We start from the raw sequence: 26,776 nt of genomic DNA, 5'->3' as shown, positions 1-26,776 counted from the left end.
AAAACCTCACTTCTGATAAGCATTACTTATCGGAAGTGAAAGGCCCAACCGGCAACCATACGAAGTGAAGAACCCTAACTTTGATATAGAGTTCGTTTAGCAAATCATTTACCATGATTTCAATGCGTTACGAAATCGCCGCCCTACCTATCCAGAGCCTGCTGAAACCGATTTCGGACGCCGGCATCGCGCTGGCCCGTCTCGACGAGCGCATCGCCCGGTCGGCGGTCGGCGAAGGCTTTATCGAGCGGATGCATTTTGCCGACGCCTGCGCTTCCCTCTGGATCGACGGCGAGCTCGTCCATCTCGAGGACCTCGTCCTCCATGACGCCACAAAAGATATTCGCACCCCGACCCACGAACTCACCATCGCCCGCGATGTTTTGAAAACCCGTCGGCGCATTGCCGCACAGCCGCCCGGCTGGGCACTGTCGACCGACGGCCTCCGCTCCGTAAGTGGGCGCGGCTTCGCCGCCGGCGCGTCGTTAGCTGCGGGTGAAATTGATGGCGCCAGCACGAAGGACGGTACAGAGCGGAATGTCGAAACGTTCGGAGGAGGGGAGGGGGAAGGTGCCGATGATGGCGCGAGCGCCGTCGACGCGGAGTTCGCCGCCATCGATGCTGTGCTCGCCCGCTCTGACGCTGCGATCGAGGAAGCGAAAAAGCCCGGCCGAGGAAGCACGCGCGAAAGGGATCCGCTGGTTTACGATCTCGACTGGGACGAGGACGAGCGGCTGGAAGAATGGCGCGGCGTGCTGCGGGAAGCCCAAAATCTGCCGGCGGTGCTGCAGGCGATCGTTGCCCTCGATGCCTGGAACGAGTTGTCAGTGTTGCAGTATGCGCCCTGGCTCGGTCGGCTGCTGGCGGCCTCGATCCTGCGCCAGGCCGGCGTCACATCAGCAGGGCATCTCGTTGCGTTCAATCTCGGTCTCAAAACCATCCCCGTCGACCGGCGCCGGCATCGCGATCGCGAGGTCCGGCTGCTCGCCATCGTCCACGGGTTGACCGCGGCCGCAGAGATCGGCCTCAAAGAGCATAACCGGCTGGCGCTGGCGCGACAGATGATGGAGCGGAAGCTGGAGGGGCGCCGCACCTCGTCGAGGTTGCCGGAACTGGTTGAGCTGGTCATGGCAAAACCGCTGGTGTCAGCTGGCGTGGTGGCCGAGACGCTCGATCTGACGCCGCAGGCGGCGCGGCGGATCGTTTTGGAGCTCGGGCTGCGGGAGATGACCAGGAGGGGGAGGTTTCGGGCATGGGGAATTCTATAAGACGCCGGTTACGCCTGGGTATCCTGCCCCTGCGCTCAAGATCTTCTTCAGCGTTGCTGATGCTCGCCATCACACCAATGAACATGGGCGGTGGGTATGACGCAAGCTCTTCAGAACGTTCGCGAAGCGTTTCGGCTGCGCGTAACGCATCAAGAAGATGCACTATCCTCCCAGCGGACGGCACGCAAAAACTCATCGCGGGTCAAGGCGCAGAGCGCGAACTCGCCGCGCTTCAAGGGGCCTCCCAGACGAGAGGCCACGGCGGGGCCTGCAAGGTAAAAGATATAAGGGCCTGCATTGAAGAAAACGTGGGCGGCCGCGCGCTTCCACTTCTCGATGAACTGCTTGTTCGGCCCCATCCAGCACATGATCGCGAAGTCCTTACCGTCAAGGTTTACGACCCGCGATCCGAAATCGAGCGACATGCTGAAATACGTGCCAAGGAACGAGCTTTCGCTGTGGATGTGGACCAGCCAAAACATTCTATGTTCGCGCCGATAGAATGCCTCTCGTGCATTGCGCTCGTCCTCGCTGATCGACGAGTGCTGCAACTCGAGAACGGTCGCGCGGGGAGTGCCACTGCCCACGAGAACGTCAGCGCGGTGCAACTCTTTCGTTACCGGGTCGCGCAAAGCGATCTCGCGGCATGACATATCGAAAAGTTCTTTCCATCCGAGATGCCAAGGTCCCTCGGGCTCGCTCCAGGGATCGCAGTCGCCGACCTTGTGCCGCCAATGCGGCGTATTCTCAGCCGGCATAACTGCGGTCAGCAAGCCACCGCAGTCACGGCAAATCGTCCGCTCTCCCTTCGCGATGGGCGCGCGCTTCTTGTGGCCGATCCAGGCGTAGAGCATGGCTACGGGTCCCTTTACTCATTCGCCGGCGGCCAGCGCAGCTTACCACGGCCGACGCGTAAGGCTTCCACAAGCCTGGTGTTGCCCGGCAACCGACCCCAGAAGAGGCTGGGCTTGGGATCGACAGCCGACTTTTTGAACGGGGCAAGCCGTTGGTAGTCTGGCGTCGCCAGCCAGGTGCGCCCATCACCTTCGTCGGTGACGATCCGATAGAGGCCGGCAGGAGGAGCGGCCGCGATGTCGAGCAGGCGTTTATAGTTTTCAACTGACCACTTCTGGATGCCGCCGCTGAGTGCTTCCGTTCGGAAGCGCGCCCATAATGCGGCGGTATCAGGTGTCGGCCAGTCGCCAGCGTCGGTGTAGGCCGTGATCTCGTCGGATTCCAGCCAGACCCGCATCTCAGCGGGTGTGACGAAGACAGGTTGGGCATCTTTGATCGCCGCCATAGCCGCACGCCGTGATGGAAGGCCCGCACGGATCAGCATCGCCATCATGAATTGCGGGACGCCGGTTTCAACCGCCGCGGCGCCGCCGCCGGCAACCGTCTCTGGCGACCAGCCGAGGGACATGCGGCGGGTGCGCACGGCTTCCAGCGCCCAGACCAGGCGATAGGTGAAGGCCTCTTCGACTGCGCGCATGTTCTGAGGTCCGATTTTGGCAACGTCCTCGCCTGACACCCAACTATGCAGGATGGCCTTCCAATTCGCCGGTAGCGCATTGGCCTTGTCGGGGATGAAGGGCCGCATGAACAGCAGCCGTTCGCCGAGACCGCAGAGGGCGTCGACGAGTTCGTCGATGTCGCCTCTCAGCGCCGCCTCGTCTGCCCGATCGAGCAGTGTAGCCAGTTCATCAGCCATCGCGTCGATTGAGAGACCGGCTTCAAGCCCAACGCCCATGGCGAAATGTCCGCGTCGCGTCTGTGCCGTGGTGCTTTTCCAGATGAGGTCGGCGCGTGCCTCAAACACCTTCTTGTGCAAAGGGGCGATGTCCTCGTCCTCGCGGGCGATCTGGCGGGCCCAGAGGGACCCCTTAAGCGCCTCGTCCAAGAGCTTCGGCAGATCCGCGCGATCGGCGTCCAGCGCTTCGATCAGGCCGAACACGGTCGCGTCGAGGCGTTCGACGATCTGCGAGAGCGGCTCCTCGTCGATGGTTTCTTCCTCGTCATCGCCGCCCTCTTCATCGTCGTCGCCATTGGCCTCATACTCCACGGCGGCGGCCAAGCGCTCTGCGACCGCAGCTTCTTCCTCGGGCGATCTCCAGGCTTCGCGGGCGTTGGCGAGATATTCCCAGGCGTCGTCACGATCCAGGACACCCTCGCGGGACAGGCGTTCGAGGATCTCGGCGACGATCTGGATGAGACCGCTTTTCAGTGTGCGGGCCTTGGCGGAGGCGACCAGCTTTCGCCATTCCCTTTTTCGCCAGTCGATTTTGTCGAACATGACATGAACGATCAGCCCCTCGACGTCGACGAAGGCACGCCCGGCGCGGCCCGCGACATTCGCGAACTCCTCGCCTTTGATCTTCTCGGAGGCGCGATACAGTGCGGGCACCAACAGTACGGCGGCGTTGAGATTGAGGCCCTGCGAGAGCGTCGGCGAAGCGACGATGACCTTCAGTACCCCCTCGGACAGCAGGACTTCCAACTCGCGCAAGAATGGACTTGGCAGCCGGCCGTGGTGGATGGCGACGCCCTGCTTGAGGCAGGCGACGGCGGGATGGTCTTCGCCCAGCCATTCTTTGCCGACCTCCAAGGCCCGGGCGATCGACGCTTCGTCCTCCAACAGGGAATGCAGATAGCCGCGCTTGCAGAGATCCATGGCCTGTTTGCCGTAGCTCTCGACCCAATTCGCCTGGGTGGAGAAGATCAGGGTCCGCTTGCCCTGGCTTGCAAATTCCCATGCCGCGAACAGGGCGAGGTGCGAATTCTTGCGCGGATAGGGCTTTTTCTCCTTTCCTCGTGCTGGTTTCTCCACGACAAATTTGTCGAGAAAGGGACCATCATCGTCGAGGTCGAGCCGGAGCAGTGCGTCCTTGCCTCGCCATGTGAGCGCGCCGAACCGCTGTCGTGTGGGACGCCAGTCGGAACGCACCGGCTTACCCGGTTCGTCGGAGCGTATCCAGGCGGTGAGATCGTCCAATTCGTCACCGCTCGGCAGGATGGCGGAGAGACAAACAATCCGGCGGTCTGCTGCATCCGCCCGCCGAAGCAGGCGCTGCACCAGCGTCTCGTAGCGGATTTCACGCTCGCTCGGGCCGATCATGTGACCTTCGTCGAGGACGATCAGACCGACGTCGTCGATCAGCGACGGGTCGCTTCTCAGCGCGAAGTCGAGCTTCTCGGGCGTTGCAATGATGATCTCGCGGGTGCGCAGGGCGTCTTCATCACCGACCGAAAGTCCGCTGGCGCCGTAAAGGGAGGAGACGCTGAAGCCGAGGGGCGCGAAGGTCTTTCTGAAGGAGCGCTCGGTCTGGGCCGACAAAGCGCGCAATGGCGTGACGATCAGCACCCGGCGCGCCGACGACAGGGTCATAAGCGCGGCAATCTCGGCCACCCGGGTCTTGCCCGCGCTGGTCGGCAAGGCGACGACCAAATCGTCGGTGACATCCGTGGAACGTCGGGCCGCTTCGCGCTGCGATGGCCATAGCTCCACCTCGGATGTCTTGCGCGCGTAGAGCGACGAGATGAACAGCCGGCGCAGGTCCGGATATTTTTCCTCTGTACCCTCTGGCGGTTCGGTTGGCAGGTTCTGGTGCAGTGAATGCTGCCAGAGGTCGTCGATCAGGTGGCGACAGAGGTTCGAGATCCACCACAGCGGAACGTTCTCGGCGTTGTCCGCAAGGCTGACCGCGGTGCGGAGCAAGGTCCGGGCGCTTTCGATCGGCTCAGGCTCGCCCGTCTCGAGTGCGAAGTCAAAATGCGCCAAAGCTCGGCAGATCGTTGTGTTGAGGATCGTCGACAGCACCTCGTCGACGTCCGGTTCTTCATCCCGCAGCGCCTCGGCGATCTGCTCATCGCCGTGAGCCTCGTCATCCAACCATCCGCGAACGAAGCCGCGCAGCTGACCCAGATCGCGCAAGATCAGGTGTCGAATCGCCGTTTCACCCGGCGAGGTGTTGAGGTCGTCCGTGGTCTCGTTGAAGAGGGAGTAAGCGACCGCAGAGAACCCGGCCAGGTGATAGGCCGCCGCGGCGATGGTGCGACGGAAACCGCGATCGGGTGACTCCGGATCGCCGTTGCGCACCAGGGCTTCGAAGGCATTGGCGGCGCGCTCGAAGGCCTTGCTGGTCAATTCCGACGAATCGGCCTGAGAACGCAGAGCCATCGCGCCCCGAAGCAGGGCGAAGCCGTGTTCAGCGAGATCGGTTTCGATTGTGGCGCCAAGGGGCGGTGCGTTCGGTGGGAGCACGCCCTTCTCGCGCATCAGCGACCACGCCGCACCGCGATAGAGCAGGCGCCCAAGGACGCCGTCGACGGTCGCGGTCGCCAGGAACGCGGTCAGTTCGTCAATCGTCTCCAAGGTCTTCAGCCTCCTTATACATGGCCGCGATGAAGTCTTGATGGTCTTCGACGTGTATGTTCACGACGTAGTGGTCCCGGTTGGTTCCCGTGGCGTCGAAGTCCTCCTTCAACGACGCGTGGGGGCCGTTACCCGACACGGTGAAGAGCATGTGGTCGATGCGATCGGAGCGAAGGGACTTCAGGCCCACCTCGTCACGGAGGCTGCGGCCTAGCGCGTTGTCATCTGGATCGTTGCTCTCCAGCAGGCGGTTGGCGACAAACAGCAGGGAATCGGGCGTGCAGCGGCCGTTGTCGCGGTTAAGCACCTTGCGGGCGCTCGTGACCGTGGCCTTGCCGAGCACCTTGTTGCTCTTAGCTTCGCCTTTCAGGAGCCAGAGCTTCTCGCCGGCCCCATCGTATCCGGCGCCGATGAAGTCGTCGCCGCGCATGGCCATGTTGCGGCCGTCCTTGTAGCGGAGGCGGCGCACCGGGACCCGCAGGCCGATCTCTTCCTCGACCAGCTCGGTCGCGAGAATCTCACCGAGATCGCCGGAGCGACCTTTGGGCGTCTGGGGCATCGCCTCCCTGAGGATATTGGCGGCCACCTTGTACCCGAGCCGCTTCACGTCTTCGGCGATCCGTTCAAGTCGGTCGTAATGCGAACGAATGGTCTCGGCGAGGTCATCACGAATCTCGTCGCGGCCGCCATCCTTCTCGACATAGATCCAGAAATGCCTGCGCTTGTCCTTTTCCTTGGCGGCGTGACACCACCGCTCGTATAGCCCCACGTTTTCCCCCAACTTTCATTTTACGGCCGCGCTGTTGGCACGCCCCGCGATGTCCCCGCACCGCTCTAGCAGCACCTCGAACGCCTCGGCGTCCTCAAGCAGCAACCCGTCCTCGACCATCCGGCTGTAGTCAGTGGCGAGCGCTGTGCGTGCTTCGCCAATTGGCACGAGTTGCAGTTTTCCGTTGACGGCGGCGTCATAGTCGATCGTCGCACCGTCGGCTGCCTTCTCCGCGAAGAACATGCTCTTGTGGCGGGCAACTGCATCGGCAAGGTCACGGTCGGACATTGCGTTAGCGGCTATGCCTGCTTCATCCAGGCGTACGACGTCATGCCAATGGCGGGCGAAGCGCTCGCCACGAAGCCGCTCCTGCAAGCAGAAAACATGCATCGCCGTTGCCTTCTCCCAGAAGGTCCGCTCGGCATGCATCACTCGTGGGCGCGCCATCGGAAAATCGACCCCTTCGATCATTCCCGCCGCATCGCAGATGACATCACGTGGGCTTGCCGGCTCGCCCGTCGACCGAGCCCCGAACTCCAGCATCACGCTCGGCGCCACATAGCCCGACCCGGCCGAGGTCGCCTCATAGTCGATGAACAGCTTATCTCCTTCGACCCTGATCGTTGCGGGAAGCGCTTGCGCATCGATCGCACCGGCGACAAGCGGCCGGACCGTCCCGTCGACCCATTCGGGCAGTCGATGCCGGACAGCCTTCGACCAACGCTTCTCCTCGCTGCGGTTTCTTGGCAGGGCCTCGCCGTTCTCGCCCACCAGATCGGGGGCGATGGCGCGAATGTCGTAGGTCAGATCCACGTCCTCGGAAAATCTCCGAATGACGCCATAGGCCTTGGACAGGGATGTGCCGCCCTTGAACACGAGATGCTCGCCGAGATCGGACCCGAACAGTGTCGCGAGGGTCCAGACGACCCACACGTCCTTTTCCAGGAGATGGGCGGGGCGCCCGGATCGATCGGCGGCGACGGCCAACGCCTCGCGCCGATCGTCGACCGACAATCTCAGGAACGCCTCAGCCATGCGCGACCTTGCCGACCGTTCTGGCGAGCCAACTCGGGAGTTGGGGCGCGGCCGCGACGAGTTCGCCGAAAGTGGAAGATGGCAGCTTGCGCTTCAATGTCTTCAAGGCCGCTTCCGCCTTCTCAGGTCCCAGCCAGGCGAGCGCGCGCACAGCCTGGCCGGCAGGTCGATCGGCCAAAGCCAATTGCCAGCGCGGTGCGTGCCGCAACTCGACGACCTGCTGGCCCAAATTCATTGTCCGGCTGCGACCGGATGTCAGATAGACCGACCGAACCGGCACCTGAGTTGTGAGACCCAGCGCGTTGGCCGCCGACGCTCCATTTGACACGATGACCTCGCCACGCTGGAGCGCGAGTGCTTCGACGGTTTTCTCAACCGAAGGCGCGCGGACGCCGAACCGGCTCGAAACCGGGCGCAAATATACGCCGCGCCCGGCACGCATCAGTCGGCCACGCTCAGCCAGGCGCGATAGAGCCTGGTCCACCGCAGCTCGATTGCCGAGATGAAGCAGGCCTTTTGCTGCGATCGGTGCGCCCTCGGGCAAGCTTTCGGTATATGTCAGTATCTGTTCAGCGAGTCGTTTCACGATGAATCTCCTGTCAGAAATATATGCAGTTTTCTGACAGTTTTCAATCTCTGCTGGAGCTGCCGTTAACGACGTCGCATCTTGTCGCTTAGATCCAACGTGTTGTAGCTTCTTTTAAGCTCGCACGGTGATGCTGCCGTCCTCTCATTGGCGATGAGCATCGAATCACCTACATTGGAAGTCATCGCCGAGCTCGACAGGGTCGGGTCGAGCTCTGACGGAGAACTCATCCTATATCCTTCACGGAACGTCCTTCAGAGCGATTTACCGGCTCTGTCGTCCGGGACGATACCGGCGCATGATGTCGCTGCCCTTATGCAGTTCGTCGCGGAAGATCTGCTTACAGCCGGGGTTCGTCTCATTCCGGCAGGTCAAGATAGCATACGCATCCTCACCGATCTGGCGATCTACAACGTGAAGATCGTCAACGACGCAGTTGGAATGATCGAGGCGGCGCACAAAAGACGCCCGAACGACTGGATACAAGGCGCGGAGGATGTTGTTCACCGTTTACATTTGGCCAGGAATCGCGCGAGTGCCGAAGAGCGCGTGCGGAACCTTGGTCCAGGTGCACGACGATGGCGAGACTTCTCAGAGCGTGTGCGAGCAATTGGGGTGACGAATGATGTTCCTATGTGGTTCGCTCTTCTCCTCCTTGAGGCTTTTACCCTACTAAGGGAGCAGTTTCGCCTGTATCCCGTCGAAGTCCTTGCGTCGCCCGATAGCGAGCAAAATGTGGTGATGCTCGCACCTCGCGATGACTCGATGCGGGACGATCAGCGTGAAATAATGGGATTGCGGCCTGCGGCGGAGGCAATGTGGCGCGAACTCAAATACGACGACGGAAAGGTGAATTGGACCGTATCGAAGTCTGCCAAACTGGCAACCGGCCGTGAACGATTGCCGGAACTCAGTTATGAGGGAAGCAACCTTGTTAACGGGAAACTTGCGTTCGCCTTTGCAACGAACCTGACTGTACCGCCAGGACAGTTGCTCTTTCTCCGGCCTCGCAAGGATAACGGAACCGAGCGAGCCATCAGGCGGCGGCTGCAGAACATTGTCGCGGCCAGGGCCAACGTGGAGCTCCTCAGAGCTTTGGACGACCCGGCGCAGGTGGCAATGGATGACATGCTGCGTGATATCGCTGTTCCGGGTTCGCCGCCGGCAGATGCAGATATGGAGCCATCGAAGATTGAGGCATGGCAGTCGATCGTCGCGGGGAGGTCGATTAACGTCGTCGTCGGCCCACCTGGGGTGGGAAAGACGTTTTTGATTTCACACCTCGTGAAAAGCATCCTCGACCAAACGCCCGATGCTCGCATTCTGGTGTCTGCCCAGAACCATGAGACGCTCATTCATATGGAGGACGAGCTTCGGAAGTTCCTGCCCGAGCAGTCGACAATTGTCGTTCGCGTCGAACGGTCTCGGGTCAGCGAAGAAGAGAGCACCCTGCGGCAAAGCTCGGTCGCGTTGTTACGCTCCATCTCCAAGCCTGACACTGAACGCGCGGCCGTCATGGCAAACCAGCTCCATCAGATCACTCAGGCGCTAAATCCTGTCGACAGGTCGGAAAAGTCAACCGCCGAACGTGCTTTGCGCGACACCGACAATCTGACGCTTCGCTCGTCTGACGTCACCTTAGCCACGACCTCATCCCATGTCCTTGAGGAAATGATTGCCGATGGCGAACAGTTCGACTGGGTTTTCATCGAAGAAGCCGCGCGCGCAAATGGTGCTGAGCTAATTGGCGCCCTCCTTCTCGGTAACCGCCGGGTTATGATCGGCGACCATAATCAATTGTCGCCCTTCGATGTGGTCGAGCGCCAAAAGTTCTACGATGGCAAGCGCGCAAACGAATTGCTGAGGGATGCCAAAGAAAAGCTTTCTGCGATCCCCGATCTGCCAGGTGAAGTGGAAATCGCCCTCGACGCGCTCAAGGCGGATCAGTTCTTGCTCAGCGATGTTCTCGCCACCGCTTCTCGCCTCGAGGAGCCATTCAGATCAATCGCCGAGCGAGAGGCCCTCAGAGCCGGAGACGCTAAACGTCCGAGCTCGATCGCGAACACCTTGCGCGAACAGAGCCGGATGCATCCAGCAATTGGCGAGCTTGTCTCAAACACCTTCTATAAAGGTGAGCTCGTTCCATCGGAGCGCGTGAAGCAGCGTAAGCCAGCAGTCGAAACAATTGCGGGCTTCCCTGCATCTCCCGTCGTGATCCTCGACATGCCCTCGTTGAGCGTCGTCAAACGCAAAGCGTTCGAGCACACTGTCAGGCGGTCTTACCGAAATGAGTCGGAAGTAAAGGCGATAGTATCCGCCATGAAGAGGTTGCGCCCAGTCGTGTCCGCGGACGGGCGTCGGCCGACGATGGCGGTATTGTCGCCCTATTCCGCTCAAGTGAGTCATTTCGAGCGCTTGCTCAAGCCCGAGATCGATACGACCGAGAAGACCCTTTTTGGCTTCGCCAGCCCGCGCGGAGATGGAAAGTTTATCTATACAAGTGACAGCTTCCAGGGTGGTGAGGCAGACGTGATCGTCGCCAGCCTCGTTCGAAACAACGTGCTCGTTGGCACGCGAGCCCTCGGTTTCATCAAGAACCCGCAGCGACTGAATGTGCTCCTCAGTCGAGCCAAGCATAAGCTGATACTTGCCACCAGCCGTAGGTTTATCAGCAACACCGTAAATGGGATCGATCCGGACGGCCTGAATGATGAGCTAGGCTTCCTGCGAAGGATGCTCGATGAAATCGCGCGGCTTGCAGAGACGGAATTTCCGGGGGTTGGTATGGGCGCTTCCATCATCACGGTCGATGAGAATGGGAAGCTCTCCCGATGAACAACATCTACATTCCGGCATGGCATTATCGGGCGCCAGGCATCGTTCAGCGCACGTGGGGCTGGAGCCCTATCGAGGAAATGGTGCTGCTGTCGCTTGATCGCAACCCAGGAACGATCGATGCCGTCGCGGCACACTTGGGAATCCTGCGACAGATTGTGAGCTCGACCGTAGCCCGCCTTATGCAGTTCGGCCTCGTTGAAGTCCGGCTTTCGCCACAGCCAGTGCTCGCCACAAGCAGCGTCGGGCATAGCTTCATTCGCGCGGGACGTGCGCTTCCTGAACGAACCACGGACCGCGAAATCGGTATCAGTGTCGTATATGAAAAGGTCGGGCAGTCTGTCTTCAGGACGCGAGATGTGGACACGATCCCGGTTTCGAAACTCCCGGCCAGCGGCGCGATTGTCGCTTTTCCATCGGGCGAAGCGCCGGAGACGGACTATTCGATGATGCAGCGCGTCAGTCAGTTCACGGCCGGTACACTTCGTCCGGGCGAATGGCTTCGGGGTGTCGAGGCCAACAGTTCGTTCCTGGAACGAAAATTCCTGGTTCTCAATCTTGACGATGTGAAAGACGGGATACTGCCACTAGGGGCGAGCGACCAGCTCGTGGAAGCCCTGAAGGCGACAATAAAAACCGGCATCTTGCCGACGACCGCTGCTCCGCCAGTCAGCCAGCCTGTGGTGATCGACACGTCGTTTGCCACCGAACAGCTTATCGTTGGGTCCGAACAGCACTTGCAGCGCTTCGAGCAAATCGTTGGCGCTGCAAAGTCGCACATCTTTGTCCTTTCAACGTTTGTCGCTTCGCAGTCCGATGAGAAAGGCAAAGAGAGGCGCGAGAGGATATGGCAGGCCCTCGAGGATGCATGCAGACGAGGCGTCAAATGTCACCTGTTCTTTGGAACGTCGCTTGATCGCGCCAAGCATGCATCAGCCATGCAGGAACTCTACACTCGGCTATCTGCGGTTCGGCAGACGAGAGGCTATCTGCTCGTCCAGAGAGATCCTGTGGGCAGCCATGCAAAGTTTCTCCTAGCAGACGATGGCGATGGTGGTGCAATTGCGGTGATGGGGTCCTGCAATTGGCTTTCGTCCCCGTTTTCGGCTGTCGAGGTTTCCGTAGAACTCAGGGAAACCAACGCTGTTGCGACCGGAATGGATCTACTCCGCGAGATCATTGCCAAACTCTCCGGCGCCAGCCGATCCGTGGAAACGCTTTTGTTTATGGCGTCGGAACTGCGGCGTCAGCGTGCCCGTCTTTCATGGTCTTCAGAAACCCCGCCTCCTACCGCCAGACTAACCATTCTTCGGGCCGACGACCACGAGCGCCTTCTCCGCGTTGCGGCGCACGATGCGCAGGAGCGTTTCGTTTGCTGCACGAATAAGGTCGGAGCCAATATGGTCCCCGCCCTGTTCGACCCCGCAGAGGTCGCAGGCAAGCGATTGAGTGACGTGCGTGTCTACTACTCGCGACGGTCGGGGCCGATCAAACGGGGGCATGTCGCACAACACCGCGAACGTCTGAATGGCATCGTCGAGTTAACTGGCGTACCGGAGCCGCAATTGCACGCCAAGTTCCTGGCGTGGGACAACGACCATATCGTCGTCAGTAGCTTGAACTGGGGCTCGCAATCGGGATTGGAGGAGAACCCATTGGACGAAATCGGCCTTTACCTGCAGGGCACAAAGCTTGCGACATCGTTGCTAGATAAATTCGAGGCAGCGAGTAGATGACCGGGGTAGTGACTGAAAAGTCCGCGCCCAACGCCGCAAACGCCGGCCTCGTCATGAAATTTTTGGAGCTTGATGGGCAAAACGGTCAGCCGCCTCGTTCCGTGAGTATCGGTGGCCTCGAGCTGGAACCACTAAACTACGACCAGCTGGCAGGTGCACAACTGCATAGACCTCTATCCGTCCCGCTCAATTGGCGTCACGCCAGAATTCTTGAGACGAACATCGAGGGCATTGAGATCGATAGTCTGGCACGCGGAAACGCGACGCTCGAGAGCACTCATAATTCGATGGCCGTCAGCCTGCAGCGTGGCGGTTGGCTTCCGTCTGGTCTCGCGATCGCCGATGGTGGCGTTACGATCCTGCCCGATAGAAATGTCATCAGCCAGATAAAGGGACGTTTCGAGGGCGGCTCTGTTGTCGGCGCGGGTCAGGACTTTCTGGACTTGCTTGCTGAGCAGGAGGTGCGACTTAACCCCCTTCTGTTCGCGATCGAAGGCAATGACCGGAGAATTCCAGATCATCAGATCGTAGAAGCGCAGCTGACGGAAGTGACGGCCTTTCTCCGCAAAGCGCTTCCGAAGGCAGAGCTTGTTGTCGGCAACGACAGTCTGAGGGGAGCTCTTGGCCTGATCGAAGACACCCGTGCTGGGCTTGAGCGAAAGAGCAAGTTCCTCCTTCATCTCTCGCCTGTCCTCACTGCTCCAACGAGCCGCAGGCTTTTCGACAAACGATGGACCGATGTGCTTGATGCGGCCGATCGCTACGGTGTGGCTCGCGGTTCTTTGGTTGTTCTGGCGGCGTTGAGCTCAGTGGCGGTTCCAAACTCTGGCAGCCCCGCAAAGAAGATGTTGAAGTTTCGGGCGACATACTCTGACGAGGACGCCTACAACGCGCTCGCAGATATACGTTCGCTTGAAATATTAATTCACCTCCTCGCGCTGTTTCCCGGAGAGCGTCCTGCCATTTTTACAGCCGACAGAGCATTGGCGCTTTTCTGGACCGGAATCCGGGCGCATAACTTCCGACGCGAAATGCGCTCGGTATCGTGCGATCTAGCGCCGGTAGAGCAGTTGTTTCCGGGCGACACGATGAACCTCTGGAAGAGCGATTGCAGACCTCGCGCAGCCGCGCAGGCAACGTAAACCCGTTCATTCGGCGCTTCGTCGATCAATTAGCTGCGTGTGGTCACAGCCGGGATATTGGTTGCACCCGAGAAAGCGGCCGTTGTCGCGACCTTTCCGTTCTACCAGTTGGCCCACGCCGCACGCCGGACACGGATTTAGCGTGTCACCATCAATCGTCTCGAAACGCAAGTTTTCGCCGGCGATTTCTGAGAGCTCCCGAATATATCTGGATGGCTCACGGCTGTTCGTCAGCAGGAACACACCGCGGCTCGCGCGGGTCAATGCGACATAGAAAAGGCGGCGCTCCTCGGCAAACTCAAACGTCTCCGGTCGCGGCATGACTAGATTGAGCAGCTCATCGTCCTCTATCCGGCTTGGCACCCCATAATCGCCTTCGCTGACATCGAGCAGAATCGTATAGTCGGCCTCAAGTCCCTTGGCTCGATGGAACGACAGTCCCGAAACTTCGATATGCTCGAATTTTGGCATCGCCCCCCTGAACGGATCCAGCTGGTTGTAGCGCCACAGCACCATGACCTTGAGCTTCTGGTGCTCGTCGCTCCGCCACTGTACGGAAATCCCGCCAAGGAAGGTATCGAGGCGCTTCAGCAATCGGAGGCATGAATCGGCAAAATCTGACTTGCCGCGATCACCGTCGATTGGAATGACCCGGATCGATCGTGGGATCGCCGGCCGTGTCGACCGCACCGATTTCTTAAGCTGGATCGGATTGCGCTGGACGAAGCTGGCCGCTGTTTCGGCGATGAGCTGATTGCAGCGATAGGTTTGCTCCAGACGACCTTGCCAACTTGCCCCAAAATTCGCCTCGAACTGCGTGAATATCGTAATGTCCGAACCGGCAAAGCGATAGATCGACTGCCAGTCGTCACCCACCGCAAAGATCTTGGTGAACGGCTTCTGGTGTTTCAGCGCCTTGATCAGCTTCGCGCGCGGCTCGGAAATATCTTGGAACTCTTCGACGAGGATCAGGGAGTATGGGCTCTCATATTGTCCGGTTTCCACTAGCCGCGTGGCATTGGCGATCATCGAGTCGAAATCGATGCGGTTGGCCTCTACCAGCTTCTGGGAATAGGTTTCGGTGATCTTCCAGACGACCTGCGCAAATTCCCTGGCGCGGGTGCGATCGTGAAGCGATTTGGCGCGCTCAAGCAGCATGTCCAGGGTCAGGTGGCCGGCGCGAATGTGTTTGATGCAGATCGCAATCAGCTTGTGATAGTGCTTGATGACAACCGGCTCGAGGGCTTTCACGATCGCCGCATAGCTTTTACGTTCGAACCGAATGCCCCGTTTCGCAAGCTCTGCTTCGAGTTCCGCAATCAGCGATCCATCACTCGCTTGCGCCGACGTGGTCCGGAATACATCCATCCCGGCCTTGCGGTATGCGGCCAGCTTGTTTTCGGCATGGGTGACGTAGTCCGCGAAGGGGGACGTGCCGTCAGCGTTGATGGCCAGATGCTCATGGATCGTTTTGCTGGCGGGGTAATAGAAGTCCGGATGGACGTACCGGATTTCCCCGTTTCCCTCGTTGATCGGGATCTGACGTTCGTACTCGAACTCGACGGAGTGCAGCCAGAGCCAGTTGGTGACTGTCTGCTCCTGGAGCGACTTCACATAGATGCCGGCCATCGTGCCGACGGTCGCATTTCCTTTCCGCCGGCGCACCGACAGGTAGCGCTCGTAGTCTGCCTCGGAATCGAACACCTCTGCCGGGATATCCGCCTTAGGATGAAGGACGAGGAGGTTGACCCAAAGCCCGGCGAATTCCGCGTCCGAACGCAGCAGCTCGTCTATGATCTCTTCGATCACTCTGGCCTCGCCGGCGGGATGTTCGACCCAGTCGGCAAGCTGAGGGGGACGGCCTTCGACCTCTTCGATAATTCCGCGACCGAGGGCGTGAAACGTGATCACTTTACATCCCGGATTTCCTGGATCGACCGCGAGCTGTCTGTATATCCGCTCTTTCAGTTCATCGGCGGCGCTCTTGTTGAAAGCGAGCACAAGGATTTCCTCAGGCCGATAGAGCTGCTTGTCGAGGACGTAGGCGACCTTGCCGACCATGGTGGCGGATTTGCCTGAGCCGGCAGAGGCGACGAGGAGATTGTTGTCTTCCAATCGAATGCACGCCTCGCGTTGCTGATCGGACAATGACCGGCCATCCAGATTGTCGTAGAACGACCGGTATCTCGACAGCTCAGCCGAGACAAACGCATCATTATATCTGTGGCGAACATCCGGATCGGTGAGGAAGGTGAGCGATCGGGGCAGCGCCGCTTTAAGGGTGGCCGGCATCAGTTCCGGGTCGAACAGAGGGTGCGAAAGCGCGGCCGCGGCTTCACCTGTTACATTCGCAATCGCACGGGCCAGGTCGGCATGGGCCAGATATTGCCGGTTACCCTCGGTGATAGACTGTAGTTTCGTATCCACTTCGCTCAGGCGCTCGGTGTCGGAGCCGATCAAGTCGAAGAGGTGGTTATTGATAAAGCTGTAAAGGTCTGCCGCAATCCGGGTTGCTGCCTCTTCTCCGAGGCAGGGCAGGCTGTAGATTCGATTGCGAGACCGGACTTCGACCGAATGCCACAGCAAAGCCTTGCCGACGGAAATGGCTATGACGTCCAGACAAGGAAGATTGTCGGCGCCGTTCACGTTGATCTGCAGGGCCGCCGGCAACGACGAGCTCAGCGTCACTTTCCATTTTCCTTGGGGAAGGAGTCGGGCAAAAAATCCAGGCCGGTGTGTTCGAACACGATCAGACATCAGAGCTCACGTGCTACCAGAAAGTTCAGTCCGAAAGCCACTTGCAATCGGTCCAATGCCGTTCATACCGTCTTGCGAATTCTGTCATCTCCCGAACATTGGCCTGCGGTGTCTGACAGGCGCGGGCGCAGGTCGAGACGACATCCCGGTAAAGGGACGCGGAGACGGGCCGGATGCCCTCGTAGTTCATGATCAGGTCGGGAAGGCGCTCCGTGATTGCCTCTCCCCGAGGCGCCATGACAAAAGTCGGCGGTGTCCCGTATGCATTGATCAAGATGTATCTCCAGCTCGGGTCGGCCTGACCTTGGGTGGGAACGATCTCGCAAGGGCAAGCATCACCGCCGCCGGAAATCTCCTGATAGACCGCTTCGAGCGCGTGAGCCTTCCTGGCAATCAGGACATAGGGTCCTGCGGGCGTGTAGCCGCCCATCCCTTCGTCATATTCGATGCCTAACAGGCGTAAGAGGTCGAAGCGCGCCGCTCGGTCCAGGAGGGAGCGCTCCGAGATGAACCACTGGAGTTGCCGCAGGGTAATCCCGGCTGCGGTGGCGATCTCTCTGGGCGAATTGGGCCAGCAGGCGACCAGGTTTTTGGCGATTTCGGCCGCATTGTCGTACTCTTCGTAGGCCGTGATGTCGTCGTCGTCATCGACGTCCTCTGATGGGTCTTCTCCCGAAAGCAGCCATATCCTGCCGGTAAATCCGTCGTGTTTGAAATAACGCGGCCGATCGGGTGGGAGTGAGGTCTCCCAGGATGACAGCCATGCACCGGCTTCCCAGTCCACTTTTTCGAGGAGAATGTCTGCCGGCTTTCGCATCGGCAATTCCAGCCAAGACTCGATCTTCTCCTCGAGTTTTCTGTTGCTGAGTCTGAGAGGACCGCGACCCGCCCTCCAATCGTGATCCTCGTGTGCATCGCGACAAAGGGTCTCGACGGACGCGACCAGCGACAGACCGACCGGGTCGTGTCTTTTTGACAGCCACAGGGAGGCATCCTGGGCTGAGCGCAACGATGCGGGCACTGTTTTATCCTTGGCGTCCGCAACCTCAGGCCGGATGCCGATCTTGGATCCGCCGCCAGTGTCGGATCGGCCTGTGCCACATGGCGGTTCACACGCAGAATATCCGGCAGACCGCGCAAACCCTCTGCGTTTCCCCATGCCGTCAGCAGCACGTCGCGCAACGATTTGTGCTTCTCCATGGTGGAAAATGTCAGCCAGCGGATCGGCAGGCCGGCAACGGTGAGCCCATAAAGTATGATGGGGCTCAGCCCATGCCGTTTGGCGTCCGCTAGTCGTATCGGATCGCGGATAGCGACAACGCCGTGCTGAGGGTGGTGGAATAGAAACTTGGCGGTTGAGACGTAGAAGTGATGTTCTCGGTCTGGCTGTTGCGCCTTATTGTCCATGGCTGCTCTCAAAATCATCAAATCGTTGGTCAGCATCCTACGTTTTCGACGTCAGCGCCTAAAGTACTTCCTTGCTTTAAATAGCGCTTGTTCGCAGTTCCCTAGCCGCAAACTCCGCGCGAAATGCGCCTGATCAGGGTCGTCGTTGCTTGCCCCGACGCCGATGCGTATTGTGCGCGGCCATGCCGCAATCGGATCGGAATAAAATGACCTCGCAACTCGACTTCTTTGCAACACCTGTTCTGCCTACCGCGCAGGTTGCCAGGCCGCAGGTTATTGCAAAAAGTGGGCAGGAGGGCATTGGTTCGGATGACGAGGCCATGGCCCGTCATCTGCAAGCGACCGGCAATTATCGCATCTTGCGAAAGCTCCGACCGCGGCCGATCGTCGAGCCCCCGAGGCCGGAATTTCCGCGTCGTGGCGTCATTCTCGATATCGAAACCACCGGCCTCAATCATCGCTCCGACGAAATCATCGAAATCGGCGTGATAGCCTTCACCTTCAATGACGCGGCGCGATTGGCGACGTCACGGGCGTCTATGGCGGACTTCAGCAGCCAACTGGCCCGATCCCCGCCGAAATCACCCGCCTCACCGGGATCACCGACAATATGGTCGCCGGTCAGGTGATCGACGTTGCCTGCCTCAAATCCCTCACTGAGCCTGCCGACTTGATCATTGCTCACAATGCCGGCTTCGATCGACCTTTTTGCGAAGCTTTCTCGCAGATGTTTTGCAACAAGGCTTGGGCTTGCTCGGTTTCTGAGATCGACTGGTCGGCACGCGGCTTCGAGGGAAGCAAGCTCGGTTACCTGATCGGCCAGTCGGGCTATTTCCACGATGGCCACCGCGCGGTCGATGACTGCTTCGCACTGCTGGAGGTGCTCGGGCAGACACGGCCCGGCCCCACTGCGGCGCCATTTGCGGAACTCTATCAGGCCAGCCAGCGATCGCGGGTTCGCATTTATGCAGAGAACAGCCCGTTCGACATGAAGGATCAGCTCAAGGCGCGCGGTTACCGCTGGTCTGACGGCTCCGACGGCCGTCCGAAGTCCTGGTGGGCGGAATTGCCAGAAGAGAGGCTGGAAGAGGAGCTGCATTTCCTGCGGACGGAGATCTATCGCTGGGATGCCGATCCAGCGGTCAAATATCTGACAGCGTTCGACCGCTTCCGGGCTGTTTGAATGGTCGGGAGGGGCGATGACGACCGTTCTGGGTATTGATGCAGCCTGGACCGCGGCACAGCCGAGCGGTGTCGCATTGGTCTCCGCCGCGGTCGGCAATTGGCGCCTGATCTTCGCGGGATCGTCCTATCGCCACCTTCTGGATCGCGCCGAAGATGATCGGATCTCCACGTCCCGTCCATCCGGCTCGGTCGCAGAGGCCGCCGCTCTCCTTGCCGCGGCCGGGAAAATTGCGGGCTCAGCCGTGGATCTCGTCTGTCGCAGGAGCCGATTACGGCGCGCCGGGTTTCGGACAATCTGGTCTCGGCAGCCTATGGCGCCCGTCATTGTAGCACGCATACGCCGAGCGCGATCAGGCCCGGTAAAATCAGCGATGACCTGCGGAGCGGATTTGCGCTTTGCGGCTATGGGCTGCTGACGAAAGAGGTTTGCTCGCCGGGCCTGCTGGAGGTCTACCCGCATCCAGCCCTGGTCGAACTGATGCGTGCCGAAAAGCGGCTGCCTTACAAGCAGGGTAAGACCCGCAATTACTGGCCAACGGAAACCCCTGCCAGTCGGCGCAACAGACTCTTCGAAACCTGGCGGTCGATCGTCACCTCCCTCGACGGGGAGGTACAGGGCGTTTCGGAAAGACTGGTGCTGCCGCCGTTTGACGCGGCGCCGTGGCAGCTGAAAGCCTTTGAGGATATGCTCGACGCCGTCATCTGCGCGTGGGTCGGGATATGCGTCTTCGAGGGAATCGCCGTGCCATTCGGTGACGACACTTCGGCGATCTGGATACCCCGGTCAGAGCTTCTCGCGTCGCGGCGGTGTCAGTCATGATCGGATTCTTGCGGCGATGGATCGAACACCGGCGTGCAATCCTTCGCCGATGGCAAGAGGATGCGAAGCAGCTAGCTGCATCGGATCCGTTTGGCGCTCGTTACGAGGCGCAACGAATGGCGCTCCGCAGACGTGCTCAAGGCAAACTTGGCGAATACTGACATTGGGCCAAAGGTGCGAGCGAAGTCGCCCGTATCGAACGGCGTGCCGCGATGGACTTTGAGGTCGTCAAGGCGATTGCTGATCGGGAAGGCGGGTCTCGCCGGTAGCCACCTGTACGGCGCGTCGCGGTGAGTACCCAGGCTGGTACTGTCTCGACCTTCCGATGTTTCCATGCATCTAGGTCCAGGAGGTTGGTTGCTGGTTCGATTCCTTTCAACTGCAATCACCCGGATGCGCGGCAGATAATGCCGATCTAAGAGGTGAGCGCCGATCGTCACACCGAACATGGCAAGTACCTTAGGCGCTGGTCAGCCGTTGAGCCTTGGCGGCTCCGCCGCGCTGAGCGTAGTCCAATCCATAAACCATCAAGTCGGCGAGGTGTGCATCCACGGCTGCCCTCGATATCCCTGGCTGCACGCCGAAGATTTCAAACGTCAGTCCCGTCGGCGGGGTGGTCTCAAGCGCCCGCTTCATGGCGTTGAAATCACCTTTCACAAAACGTGAAGGGTTGCGGTGATGACCCGGATTGATGCGATGTTCAACGTGCTGAGTAAGCACCGCGGCATCGCAGAAGGCGATTGATTTCAGCATCTGGCCGGACACTTCATACACATCGCCGACGCGCCGGCCAGAGGGTGCGCCGCCCGCGCCTTTGCAGTGATAGAGCCTGACAATAAGGGAGCCGTCCGGGTTTTGCACGAACGCGATATAGTCAGCTGCTTCCCCGCTGCGGTGGTCATAAACGAGCGCAATGAGATCGTCCGATGCGCACAGGTGCCGCTCCAGCCCCTGATGGACAGTCAGCCGTCCATCAGGCTGGTCTGGCCCGAACTCCATGTCAATCTTGCAGTTGTCCCACGCGAGAGCGTCGGCATCGCCGTCGCGAAGCTGTGTGACGACATCGGCTGCTGCAGCAATAAGATTGACACCAATGAATGACGACTTATCGGCCGCGTAAAAGACTGGAGGATGATGGGATAGCCACGACGCCAGGTCCGTCCACTCGTCATAACCTGTGACAATTTCGACATCGCTTGCCCCGGCCTTTGTGAACAAGGCTCCCCCACCAAGGTTGAAGGAAATGCTTCCGCTGAAGGTATCCGAGACGACATCGAAGGTCATGGTGGAACGCCCTCCGTTCACCTGGAAATTGGCGAGTTCGAGATCGGTGACGATCCTATAGGTCCAAGGTGCGGCGGCTCCCGCTCTCCACCGGACACGCGGCGCTAGGCGATAAGCTTGCTTGTGCCAGCCGGCGGCAATGATGTGCTCCGGCAGCTGCCGCAAGGTGCGCGCGTGCTGAATGATGTCGAGTTGCGACGCTGCTATCCCGCCGCCGCCGCCAAGCCTTCCGTTCAGTTCGGTGATCCACTCGATGTATTCAGCGACGGAGAGGCGTTGGTTAACCGACGTGACGCCGCTGATCGATGTACTCGGCAATCGCGGCGGACAGCGGAGTTTCCGCGTGGCGCCGGTCGCAAGCGACGTCCCCGAGCGCAGCGTTCAGCGGATCGCGCCGACGGCGGCGGAAGACGGCGCCACCTGGCCGCTCAACTGGCCGAGGCCGCCGCGCCTTCTGGCGCGTCCCGAACCGATCGAAGTGATCGCGCTTCTGCCGGACCATCCGCCCGTCTCGTTCACCTGGCGTGGCAAGCGGCGGCGAGTGAAGCGCGCCGACGGACCGGAACGGATCTTTGGCGAGTGGTGGAAACGCAGCTCCGAATGGGTTGCGGTCCGCGACTACTTCGTCGTTGAGGATGATGTCGGTGAACGCTTCTGGATTTTCCGAGCCGGCGACGGCGTCGACGCGGAAACAGGATCGCATAAGTGGTTCCTGCACGGGATGTTTGCCTGATGCGCTATGCCGAACTGCAAGTCACCACGCATTTCTCGTTCCTCCGCGGCGCGAGCTCGGCGGAGGAGCTGTTTGCGACCGCAAAACTGATGGGCATTGAAGCGCTCGGCATTGTCGACCGCAACAGCCTGGCAGGCATCGTGCGGGCGCTGGAAGCCTCGCGCGCGACGGGACTCAGGCTGATTGTCGGCTGTCGGCTTGATTTGGCCGACGGCATGTCGATTCTCGTCTATCCGACCGATCGTGCCGCTTATTCGCGGCTGACAAGGCTGTTGACCTTGGGCAAGGGCCGGGGCGGGAAGGCAAAGTGCGTGCTGCATCTGGACGACGTGGCGCTCTATGCCGAAGGTCTGATCGGCATCCTGGTGCCGGACATGCCGGACGACGTCTGCGCCGTGCAGCTCAGGAAGATGGCCGAGGTCTTTGGCGATCGCGCCTATGTCTCGCTCTGCCTGCGCCGCCGCCCCAACGATCAGCTGCGACTGCACCAGCTGTCGAACCTTGCCGTTAAGCACCGGGTAAAGACGGTCGTGACCAATGATGTGCTGTTTCATGAACCCGGCCGCCGGCAGCTGCAGGATGTCGTCACCTGCATCCGCACCAGAACCACCGTCGACGACGTCGGCTTTGAGCGCGAGCGGCATGCCGACCGTTATCTGAAGCCGCCGGAGGAAATGGCTCGACTTTTTCCTGGTTACCCGGAAGCGCTGGCGCGGACGATGGAGATCGTCGAGCGCTGCAGGTTTTCGCTCGAAGAGCTGGTCTATCAGTACCCCGAGGAGGCGCTGATCCCGGGGATGACGGCGCAGCAGTCGCTTGAGCACTACACCTGGGAGGGCGTCAAGACACGTTATCCCGAAGGGCTTCCTGCGAATGTCGAGAAGACGATACGCCACGAGCTCGCTCTGATCGAGACGATGAAATATGCGCCCTACTTCCTGACCGTCTTCTCGATCATCCGCTATGCCCGATCGCAGGGCATTTTATGCCAGGGCAGGGGATCGGCCGCCAATTCCGCCGTCTGCTATGTGCTCGGCGTCACCTCGATCGACCCCGACACCAACGATCTCCTGTTCGAGCGCTTTGTCTCCCAGGAACGCGACGAGCCGCCCGATATCGATGTCGATTTCGAGCACGAGAGGCGCGAGGAGGTGATCCAGTGGATCTACAAGACCTACGGCCACGACAAGGCGGCGCTCTGCTCGACCGTCACGCGCTATCGTGCCAAGGGCGCCATCCGCGATGTCGGCAAGGCGCTGGGTTTGCCGGAGGATCTGATCAAGGCGCTGTCGTCCGGCATCTGGTCCTGGTCGGAAACGGTCGGCGAGCGCCAGGTCCGCGACCTCGGCCTCAATCCGGAGGACCGGCGGCTCGCCTTGACTCTACGACTTGCCCAGCAGCTGATGGGCGCGCCACGCCATCTTGGCCAGCATCCCGGCGGTTTCGTCCTGACCCACGACCGGTTGGATCATCTCGTGCCGATCGAGCCGGCGACCATGGTCGACCGGCAGGTGATCGAATGGGACAAGGATGACGTCGAAGCGCTCAAAATGATGAAGGTCGACGTGCTGGCGCTCGGTATGCTGACCTGCATGGCCAAGGCTTTCGCCCTGATCTACGAGCACAAGCATGAGGATCTCGACCTTGCGACCATCCCCCAGGAGGACCCGGCGACCTACGCGATGATCCGCAAGGCTGACACGCTCGGCACCTTCCAGATCGAATCCCGCGCCCAGATGTCCATGCTGCCCCGCATGAAACCCAGAACCTTCTACGATCTCGTCATCCAGGTGGCGATCGTCCGCCCCGGCCCGATCCAGGGCGACATGGTCCATCCGTATCTGCGCCGGCGCGAGGGCAAGGAGAAGGTCGAGTACCCGACACCCGAATTGGAGGCGGTCCTCCATAAGACGCTGGGCGTGCCACTGTTTCAGGAGTCGGCAATGAAGGTGGCGATGGTCTGTGCGGGGTTCACGGGCGGCGAAGCCGACCAACTCCGGAAATCCATGGCGACCTTCAAGTTCACGGGCGGCGTTTCACGCTTCAAGGACAAGCTCGTCTCGGGAATGATCAAGAACGGCTACTCGCCGGAGTTCGCCGAGAAGACATTTTCGCAGCTAGAAGGCTTCGGCTCCTACGGCTTCCCCGAGAGCCATGCCGCGTCCTTCGCGATGATCGCTTACGCCTCCAACTACGTGAAATGCCATTTTCCGGATGTCTTCTGTGCGGCGCTTCTGAACTCGCAGCCGATGGGCTTTTACGCTCCCGCGCAGATCGTCGCCGACGCGAGGAAGCACGGCGTTGAGGTCCGTCCCGTCTGCATCAATCGGTCGCGATGGGATTGCACGCTCGAGCCGATTGCAGGCAGTGATGGGCATGCAGTCCGGCTCGGCATGCGTCTGGTGCGCGGTCTGGCGATTGCCGACGCGGCGCGCATCGTCGTCGCGCGTGCTGACGAGCCCTTCGCATCGGTCGACGACATGTGGCGGCGATGCGGCGTGCCGGTCGCCTCGCTCGTCGAGCTCGCCGAAGCCGATGGCTTCCGGCCGTCATTGCGACTCGAGCGACGTGATGCGCTCTGGGCAATCAAGGCGCTGCGCGACGAACCGCTTCCGCTGTTCACGGCGGCGGCCGAACGGGAGGCTCGGGCAATTGCCGAGCAGCAGGAGCCGGAAGTCAAGCTCAGGCAGATGACCGAAGGCCACAACGTCGTCGAGGACTACAGCCATATCGGGCTGACGCTCCGGCATCATCCCTTGAGTTTCCTGCGGAGCGACCTTGCCAAGCGTCGGATCGTCACCTGCGCCGAAGCGATGACGGCGCGCGACGGGCAATGGCTGATGGCGGCCGGGCTGGTGCTGGTGCGACAGCGACCAGGGTCGGCAAAGGGCGTGATGTTCATCACCATCGAGGACGAGACCGGTGTGGCAAACGTCGTCGTCTGGCCGAAGCTCTTCGAGCGGTCGCGCCGGACAGTCCTCGGCGCCAGCATGATGGCAATCAACGGCAGGATCCAGCGGGAAGGGGACGTGGTGCACCTGGTCGCCCAGCAGCTCTTCGATCTCTCGACTGATCTGTCGAGCCTTGCCGAGCGCGACGGCACATTCCGGCCGCCGACCGGCCGCGGCGACGAATTCGCCCATGGTTCTCCCGGGAGCCCCGATTCCCGCGAGCGACCGGTCCCGGGAGTTCGGGCGAGGGATATGTTCACACCGGATCTTCATATCGATACACTGAAGATCAAGAGCCGGAATTTCCAGTAGAGCGCCGGCGCGCCGGCTCCTGGTCGTCACAAACTAAGATCAGCGGTCATCAAGAGCTTCGAGCGCCTGCTCGGCGAAACCAGGTGACGTGAGCGCAAGTCTTTCGATCAGTTCCCGTATGGTCAGCGCTGGTCGCCGGTACGCAGCCGCTTGAACTGTGATCGCCTCGAGTACCTCCGTTGGATTTTTCGCGAAGATTTGCGAAAGGAATTCATCAGGAGTCAGGGCAACAATGCCATCGGGAAGGTTGCCGAAATCGCGGATGTTCGACGTCACGATGACCGTAGCTTCGACCGCTTAGCGTTTATGCGTCATATTGTCGGCATGGCCGTATCACATCGCACATCGCCGGATAAAAATTCCACCAAAACCTCGAATGCCATTCCGGCACCCGAGAGGTCGGCTGCTGCGCGCGTCGCATCGCTATTGCTGGCCAACTCGAAGAAGCGCCAAGGCATCGTTCAGGTTATTGATGTGGATGGCGAGCGCCAGGAACTTCCTAATGCCTTAGCCGAGGTCATGTATCGGGCCGCCGAACTCCTCGCCGAGGGACGAGCGGTGACGGTGCTACCTGACGAAGAGATGCTGTCGACGCAGGCCGCAGCGGACATTCTCAACGTTTCCAGGCAATATCTCGTCCGATTGGTCGATACCGGCGAGCTTGCTGCGGAAAAGGTGGGCAGTCACCGGCGCTTGCGGGCTACGGATGTTGCGGCATTCAAGGCCGCTCGAGATGCTAAGCGGGCGTCGGCACTCGATCGGTTGGCGTCGCTGAGCGAGGACGTCGGCGGATACGAGCTCGAAACCAAGCGTCGCTCACCTCGAGCGTGAATACTGTACTCTGTCAGCCGTTACTCACCAAAGCTTGTATCGAAACTTCGGCAGTGCGACGGACGCATCGCTTTCCCCCTCACGCCCTTCACTCACCTATCAAGCCATCGAAAACTTCGAGCATGGCGTCACTGATGGCCTTGCCAAGCGCGGCCGCGGTTTCCACTAGGGCCTCTTCGTTCATGTCACGCGCCGCCATTGCAAAGGCAGCACCTTGGGCCGTCACGATTTCCTGCGCGCGCTGGATCGCCCACAGAGCAAAGTCGCTGCGGCCAGTGATTTCCACGGTTTCCATGAATTCTCCCCTGATTTGGTCGAGTGCATGCCTTATAGCGAATTCGGCGGATAATGGAGGCCGTCGGGTCGTTTTGACAATGAGCTCGGGTAAACGAATGACGCAGCAGTGCGGTCTGTTTTTTGTGAAAGAGGCGGTCCGCTCCATCGCTCGAAGACGGCAGAGTCAATTTATCCTGTCACCTCGTTCTCCCATAAATAGGCCGCCGCCTTTCCTCCGGTTCTTTCCTGGGACGCTCAACGATTGGGATTGAACTGACCTCTGACGGTTCAGGACACGCTTTGAGCCAAAGTGCATAAAAAAATCGGGCCGCCGGAAAAACCGAGGCCCGTTGAAGTGTGAAGGTACCTAAACCTTCAGAGGGGAACAGCCGACGCGATGGCACTGGGAGGAGAAGCCATCAATCTGCATCAGCTATAGGCACTATGCCCATAGATTGTGCGATCGGCTATCACTTA

General features: G+C 60.2%; 17 protein-coding genes and 2 pseudogenes. 9 read left to right on the top strand and 10 right to left on the bottom strand.

The annotated features are described in order from the left end of the window. Window positions 1-113 precede the first annotated feature (113 nt). Window positions 114-1,268, top strand: coding sequence for an RHE_PE00001 family protein (locus AU381_RS24380; RefSeq protein ID WP_014857976.1), 1,155 nt, complete (start codon window positions 114-116; stop codon window positions 1,266-1,268). A gap of 149 nt (window positions 1,269-1,417) precedes the next feature. Here the strand turns inward: AU381_RS24380 and AU381_RS24375 are convergent, their stop codons facing one another. The 5 genes from AU381_RS24375 to AU381_RS24355 are packed head-to-tail and all read right to left on the bottom strand — an operon-like array spanning window position 1,418 to window position 8,030. Continuing rightward, a complete protein-coding gene (locus AU381_RS24375) occupies window positions 1,418-2,122 on the bottom strand; it encodes a competence protein CoiA (RefSeq protein WP_014857977.1) in 705 nt (234 codons plus the stop codon). A 14-nt stretch (window positions 2,123-2,136) separates the two neighbouring features. After that, the gene (locus tag AU381_RS24370) at window positions 2,137-5,640 is read right to left on the bottom strand and encodes a DEAD/DEAH box helicase (protein WP_014857978.1); all 3,504 of its coding nucleotides are present in this window, start codon (window positions 5,638-5,640) and stop codon (window positions 2,137-2,139) included. Continuing rightward, window positions 5,627-6,409, bottom strand: a complete 783-nt coding sequence (locus tag AU381_RS24365) for a HamA C-terminal domain-containing protein (protein ID WP_014857979.1) — start codon at window positions 6,407-6,409, stop codon at window positions 5,627-5,629. Before AU381_RS24365 ends, AU381_RS24370 begins: the two co-directional genes overlap by 14 nt. Window positions 6,410-6,424: 15 nt before the next feature. Next, window positions 6,425-7,444 (bottom strand): nucleotidyl transferase AbiEii/AbiGii toxin family protein, encoded by a 1,020-nt coding sequence (locus AU381_RS24360; protein ID WP_014857980.1) that lies wholly within the window; start codon window positions 7,442-7,444, stop codon window positions 6,425-6,427. Beyond that, window positions 7,437-8,030 (bottom strand): DUF6088 family protein, encoded by a 594-nt coding sequence (locus AU381_RS24355; RefSeq protein ID WP_014857981.1) that lies wholly within the window; start codon window positions 8,028-8,030, stop codon window positions 7,437-7,439. Before AU381_RS24355 ends, AU381_RS24360 begins: the two co-directional genes overlap by 8 nt. A gap of 315 nt (window positions 8,031-8,345) precedes the next feature. On the opposite strand from AU381_RS24355, the gene AU381_RS24350 reads away from it, so the two are divergent. Genes AU381_RS24350 through AU381_RS24340 form a run of 3 tightly spaced genes read left to right on the top strand, consistent with a single transcriptional unit; the run spans window position 8,346 to window position 13,743 of the window. Further along, a complete protein-coding gene (locus AU381_RS24350; protein ID WP_244520124.1) occupies window positions 8,346-10,865 on the top strand; it encodes a DEAD/DEAH box helicase in 2,520 nt (839 codons plus the stop codon). Next, window positions 10,862-12,601, top strand: coding sequence for a phospholipase D-like domain-containing protein (locus tag AU381_RS24345; RefSeq protein WP_014857985.1), 1,740 nt, complete (start codon window positions 10,862-10,864; stop codon window positions 12,599-12,601). Before AU381_RS24350 ends, AU381_RS24345 begins: the two co-directional genes overlap by 4 nt. Next, on the top strand, window positions 12,598-13,743 hold the full coding sequence (locus AU381_RS24340) for a hypothetical protein (protein ID WP_014857986.1): 1,146 nt from the start codon (window positions 12,598-12,600) through the stop codon (window positions 13,741-13,743). Before AU381_RS24345 ends, AU381_RS24340 begins: the two co-directional genes overlap by 4 nt. 6 nt (window positions 13,744-13,749) lie before the next feature. Here the strand turns inward: AU381_RS24340 and AU381_RS24335 are convergent, their stop codons facing one another. Then, window positions 13,750-16,431, bottom strand: a complete 2,682-nt coding sequence (locus AU381_RS24335; RefSeq protein WP_244425033.1) for a UvrD-helicase domain-containing protein — start codon at window positions 16,429-16,431, stop codon at window positions 13,750-13,752. Between the two features lie 94 nt (window positions 16,432-16,525). Continuing rightward, window positions 16,526-17,317: a hypothetical protein gene (locus tag AU381_RS24330; RefSeq protein ID WP_234892836.1), complete on the bottom strand. Its 792-nt coding sequence runs from the start codon at window positions 17,315-17,317 to the stop codon at window positions 16,526-16,528. Window positions 17,318-18,113: 796 nt separating this feature from the next. Here AU381_RS24330 and AU381_RS24325 point away from each other — a divergent pair. Together AU381_RS24325 and AU381_RS24320 are read left to right on the top strand one after the other, a co-directional pair. Next, a pseudogene (locus AU381_RS24325) lies at window positions 18,114-19,090 on the top strand (3'-5' exonuclease). 480 nt (window positions 19,091-19,570) lie between these two features. After that, window positions 19,571-19,912, top strand: coding sequence for a DUF429 domain-containing protein (locus AU381_RS24320; RefSeq protein WP_014857992.1), 342 nt, complete (start codon window positions 19,571-19,573; stop codon window positions 19,910-19,912). Window positions 19,913-20,371: 459 nt separating this feature from the next. Here the strand turns inward: AU381_RS24320 and AU381_RS24315 are convergent, their stop codons facing one another. Next, window positions 20,372-21,514 (bottom strand): hypothetical protein, encoded by a 1,143-nt coding sequence (locus AU381_RS24315; protein WP_244520128.1) that lies wholly within the window; start codon window positions 21,512-21,514, stop codon window positions 20,372-20,374. Between AU381_RS24315 and AU381_RS24310 the strand changes: the two are divergent. Continuing rightward, a pseudogene (locus AU381_RS24310) lies at window positions 21,477-21,929 on the top strand (DNA polymerase Y family protein); the annotation flags it as partial. The gene AU381_RS24315 and the pseudogene AU381_RS24310 sit on opposite strands and share 38 nt — an antisense overlap. Beyond that, window positions 21,929-25,192, top strand: a complete 3,264-nt coding sequence (locus AU381_RS24305) for an error-prone DNA polymerase (protein WP_014858003.1) — start codon at window positions 21,929-21,931, stop codon at window positions 25,190-25,192. The pseudogene AU381_RS24310 and the gene AU381_RS24305, both read left to right, overlap by 1 nt. 39 nt (window positions 25,193-25,231) lie before the next feature. Here AU381_RS24305 and AU381_RS24300 read toward each other — a convergent pair whose 3' ends face one another. Then, a complete protein-coding gene (locus AU381_RS24300) occupies window positions 25,232-25,468 on the bottom strand; it encodes a VapC50 family PIN domain-containing toxin (protein WP_015633551.1) in 237 nt (78 codons plus the stop codon). 30 nt (window positions 25,469-25,498) lie between these two features. Here AU381_RS24300 and AU381_RS24295 point away from each other — a divergent pair, with 30 nt between their 5' ends. Then, the gene (locus AU381_RS24295) at window positions 25,499-26,023 is read left to right on the top strand and encodes a helix-turn-helix domain-containing protein (RefSeq protein ID WP_015633552.1); all 525 of its coding nucleotides are present in this window, start codon (window positions 25,499-25,501) and stop codon (window positions 26,021-26,023) included. Window positions 26,024-26,111: 88 nt separating this feature from the next. On the opposite strand, the gene AU381_RS24290 is transcribed toward AU381_RS24295, so the two are convergent. After that, window positions 26,112-26,318 carry a hypothetical protein gene (locus tag AU381_RS24290; protein WP_015633553.1) on the bottom strand — a complete coding sequence of 69 codons (207 nt, stop codon included), beginning with the start codon at window positions 26,316-26,318 and terminating at the stop codon, window positions 26,112-26,114. Window positions 26,319-26,776 lie beyond the last annotated feature (458 nt).

It is taken from the genome of Sinorhizobium glycinis (assembly GCF_001651865.1).
GTDB classification, from domain to species: Bacteria; Pseudomonadota; Alphaproteobacteria; order Rhizobiales; family Rhizobiaceae; genus Sinorhizobium; species Sinorhizobium glycinis.
The sequence above is the reverse complement of the archived record's forward strand: the minus strand, read 5'-3'. Positions and strand labels throughout refer to the sequence as shown.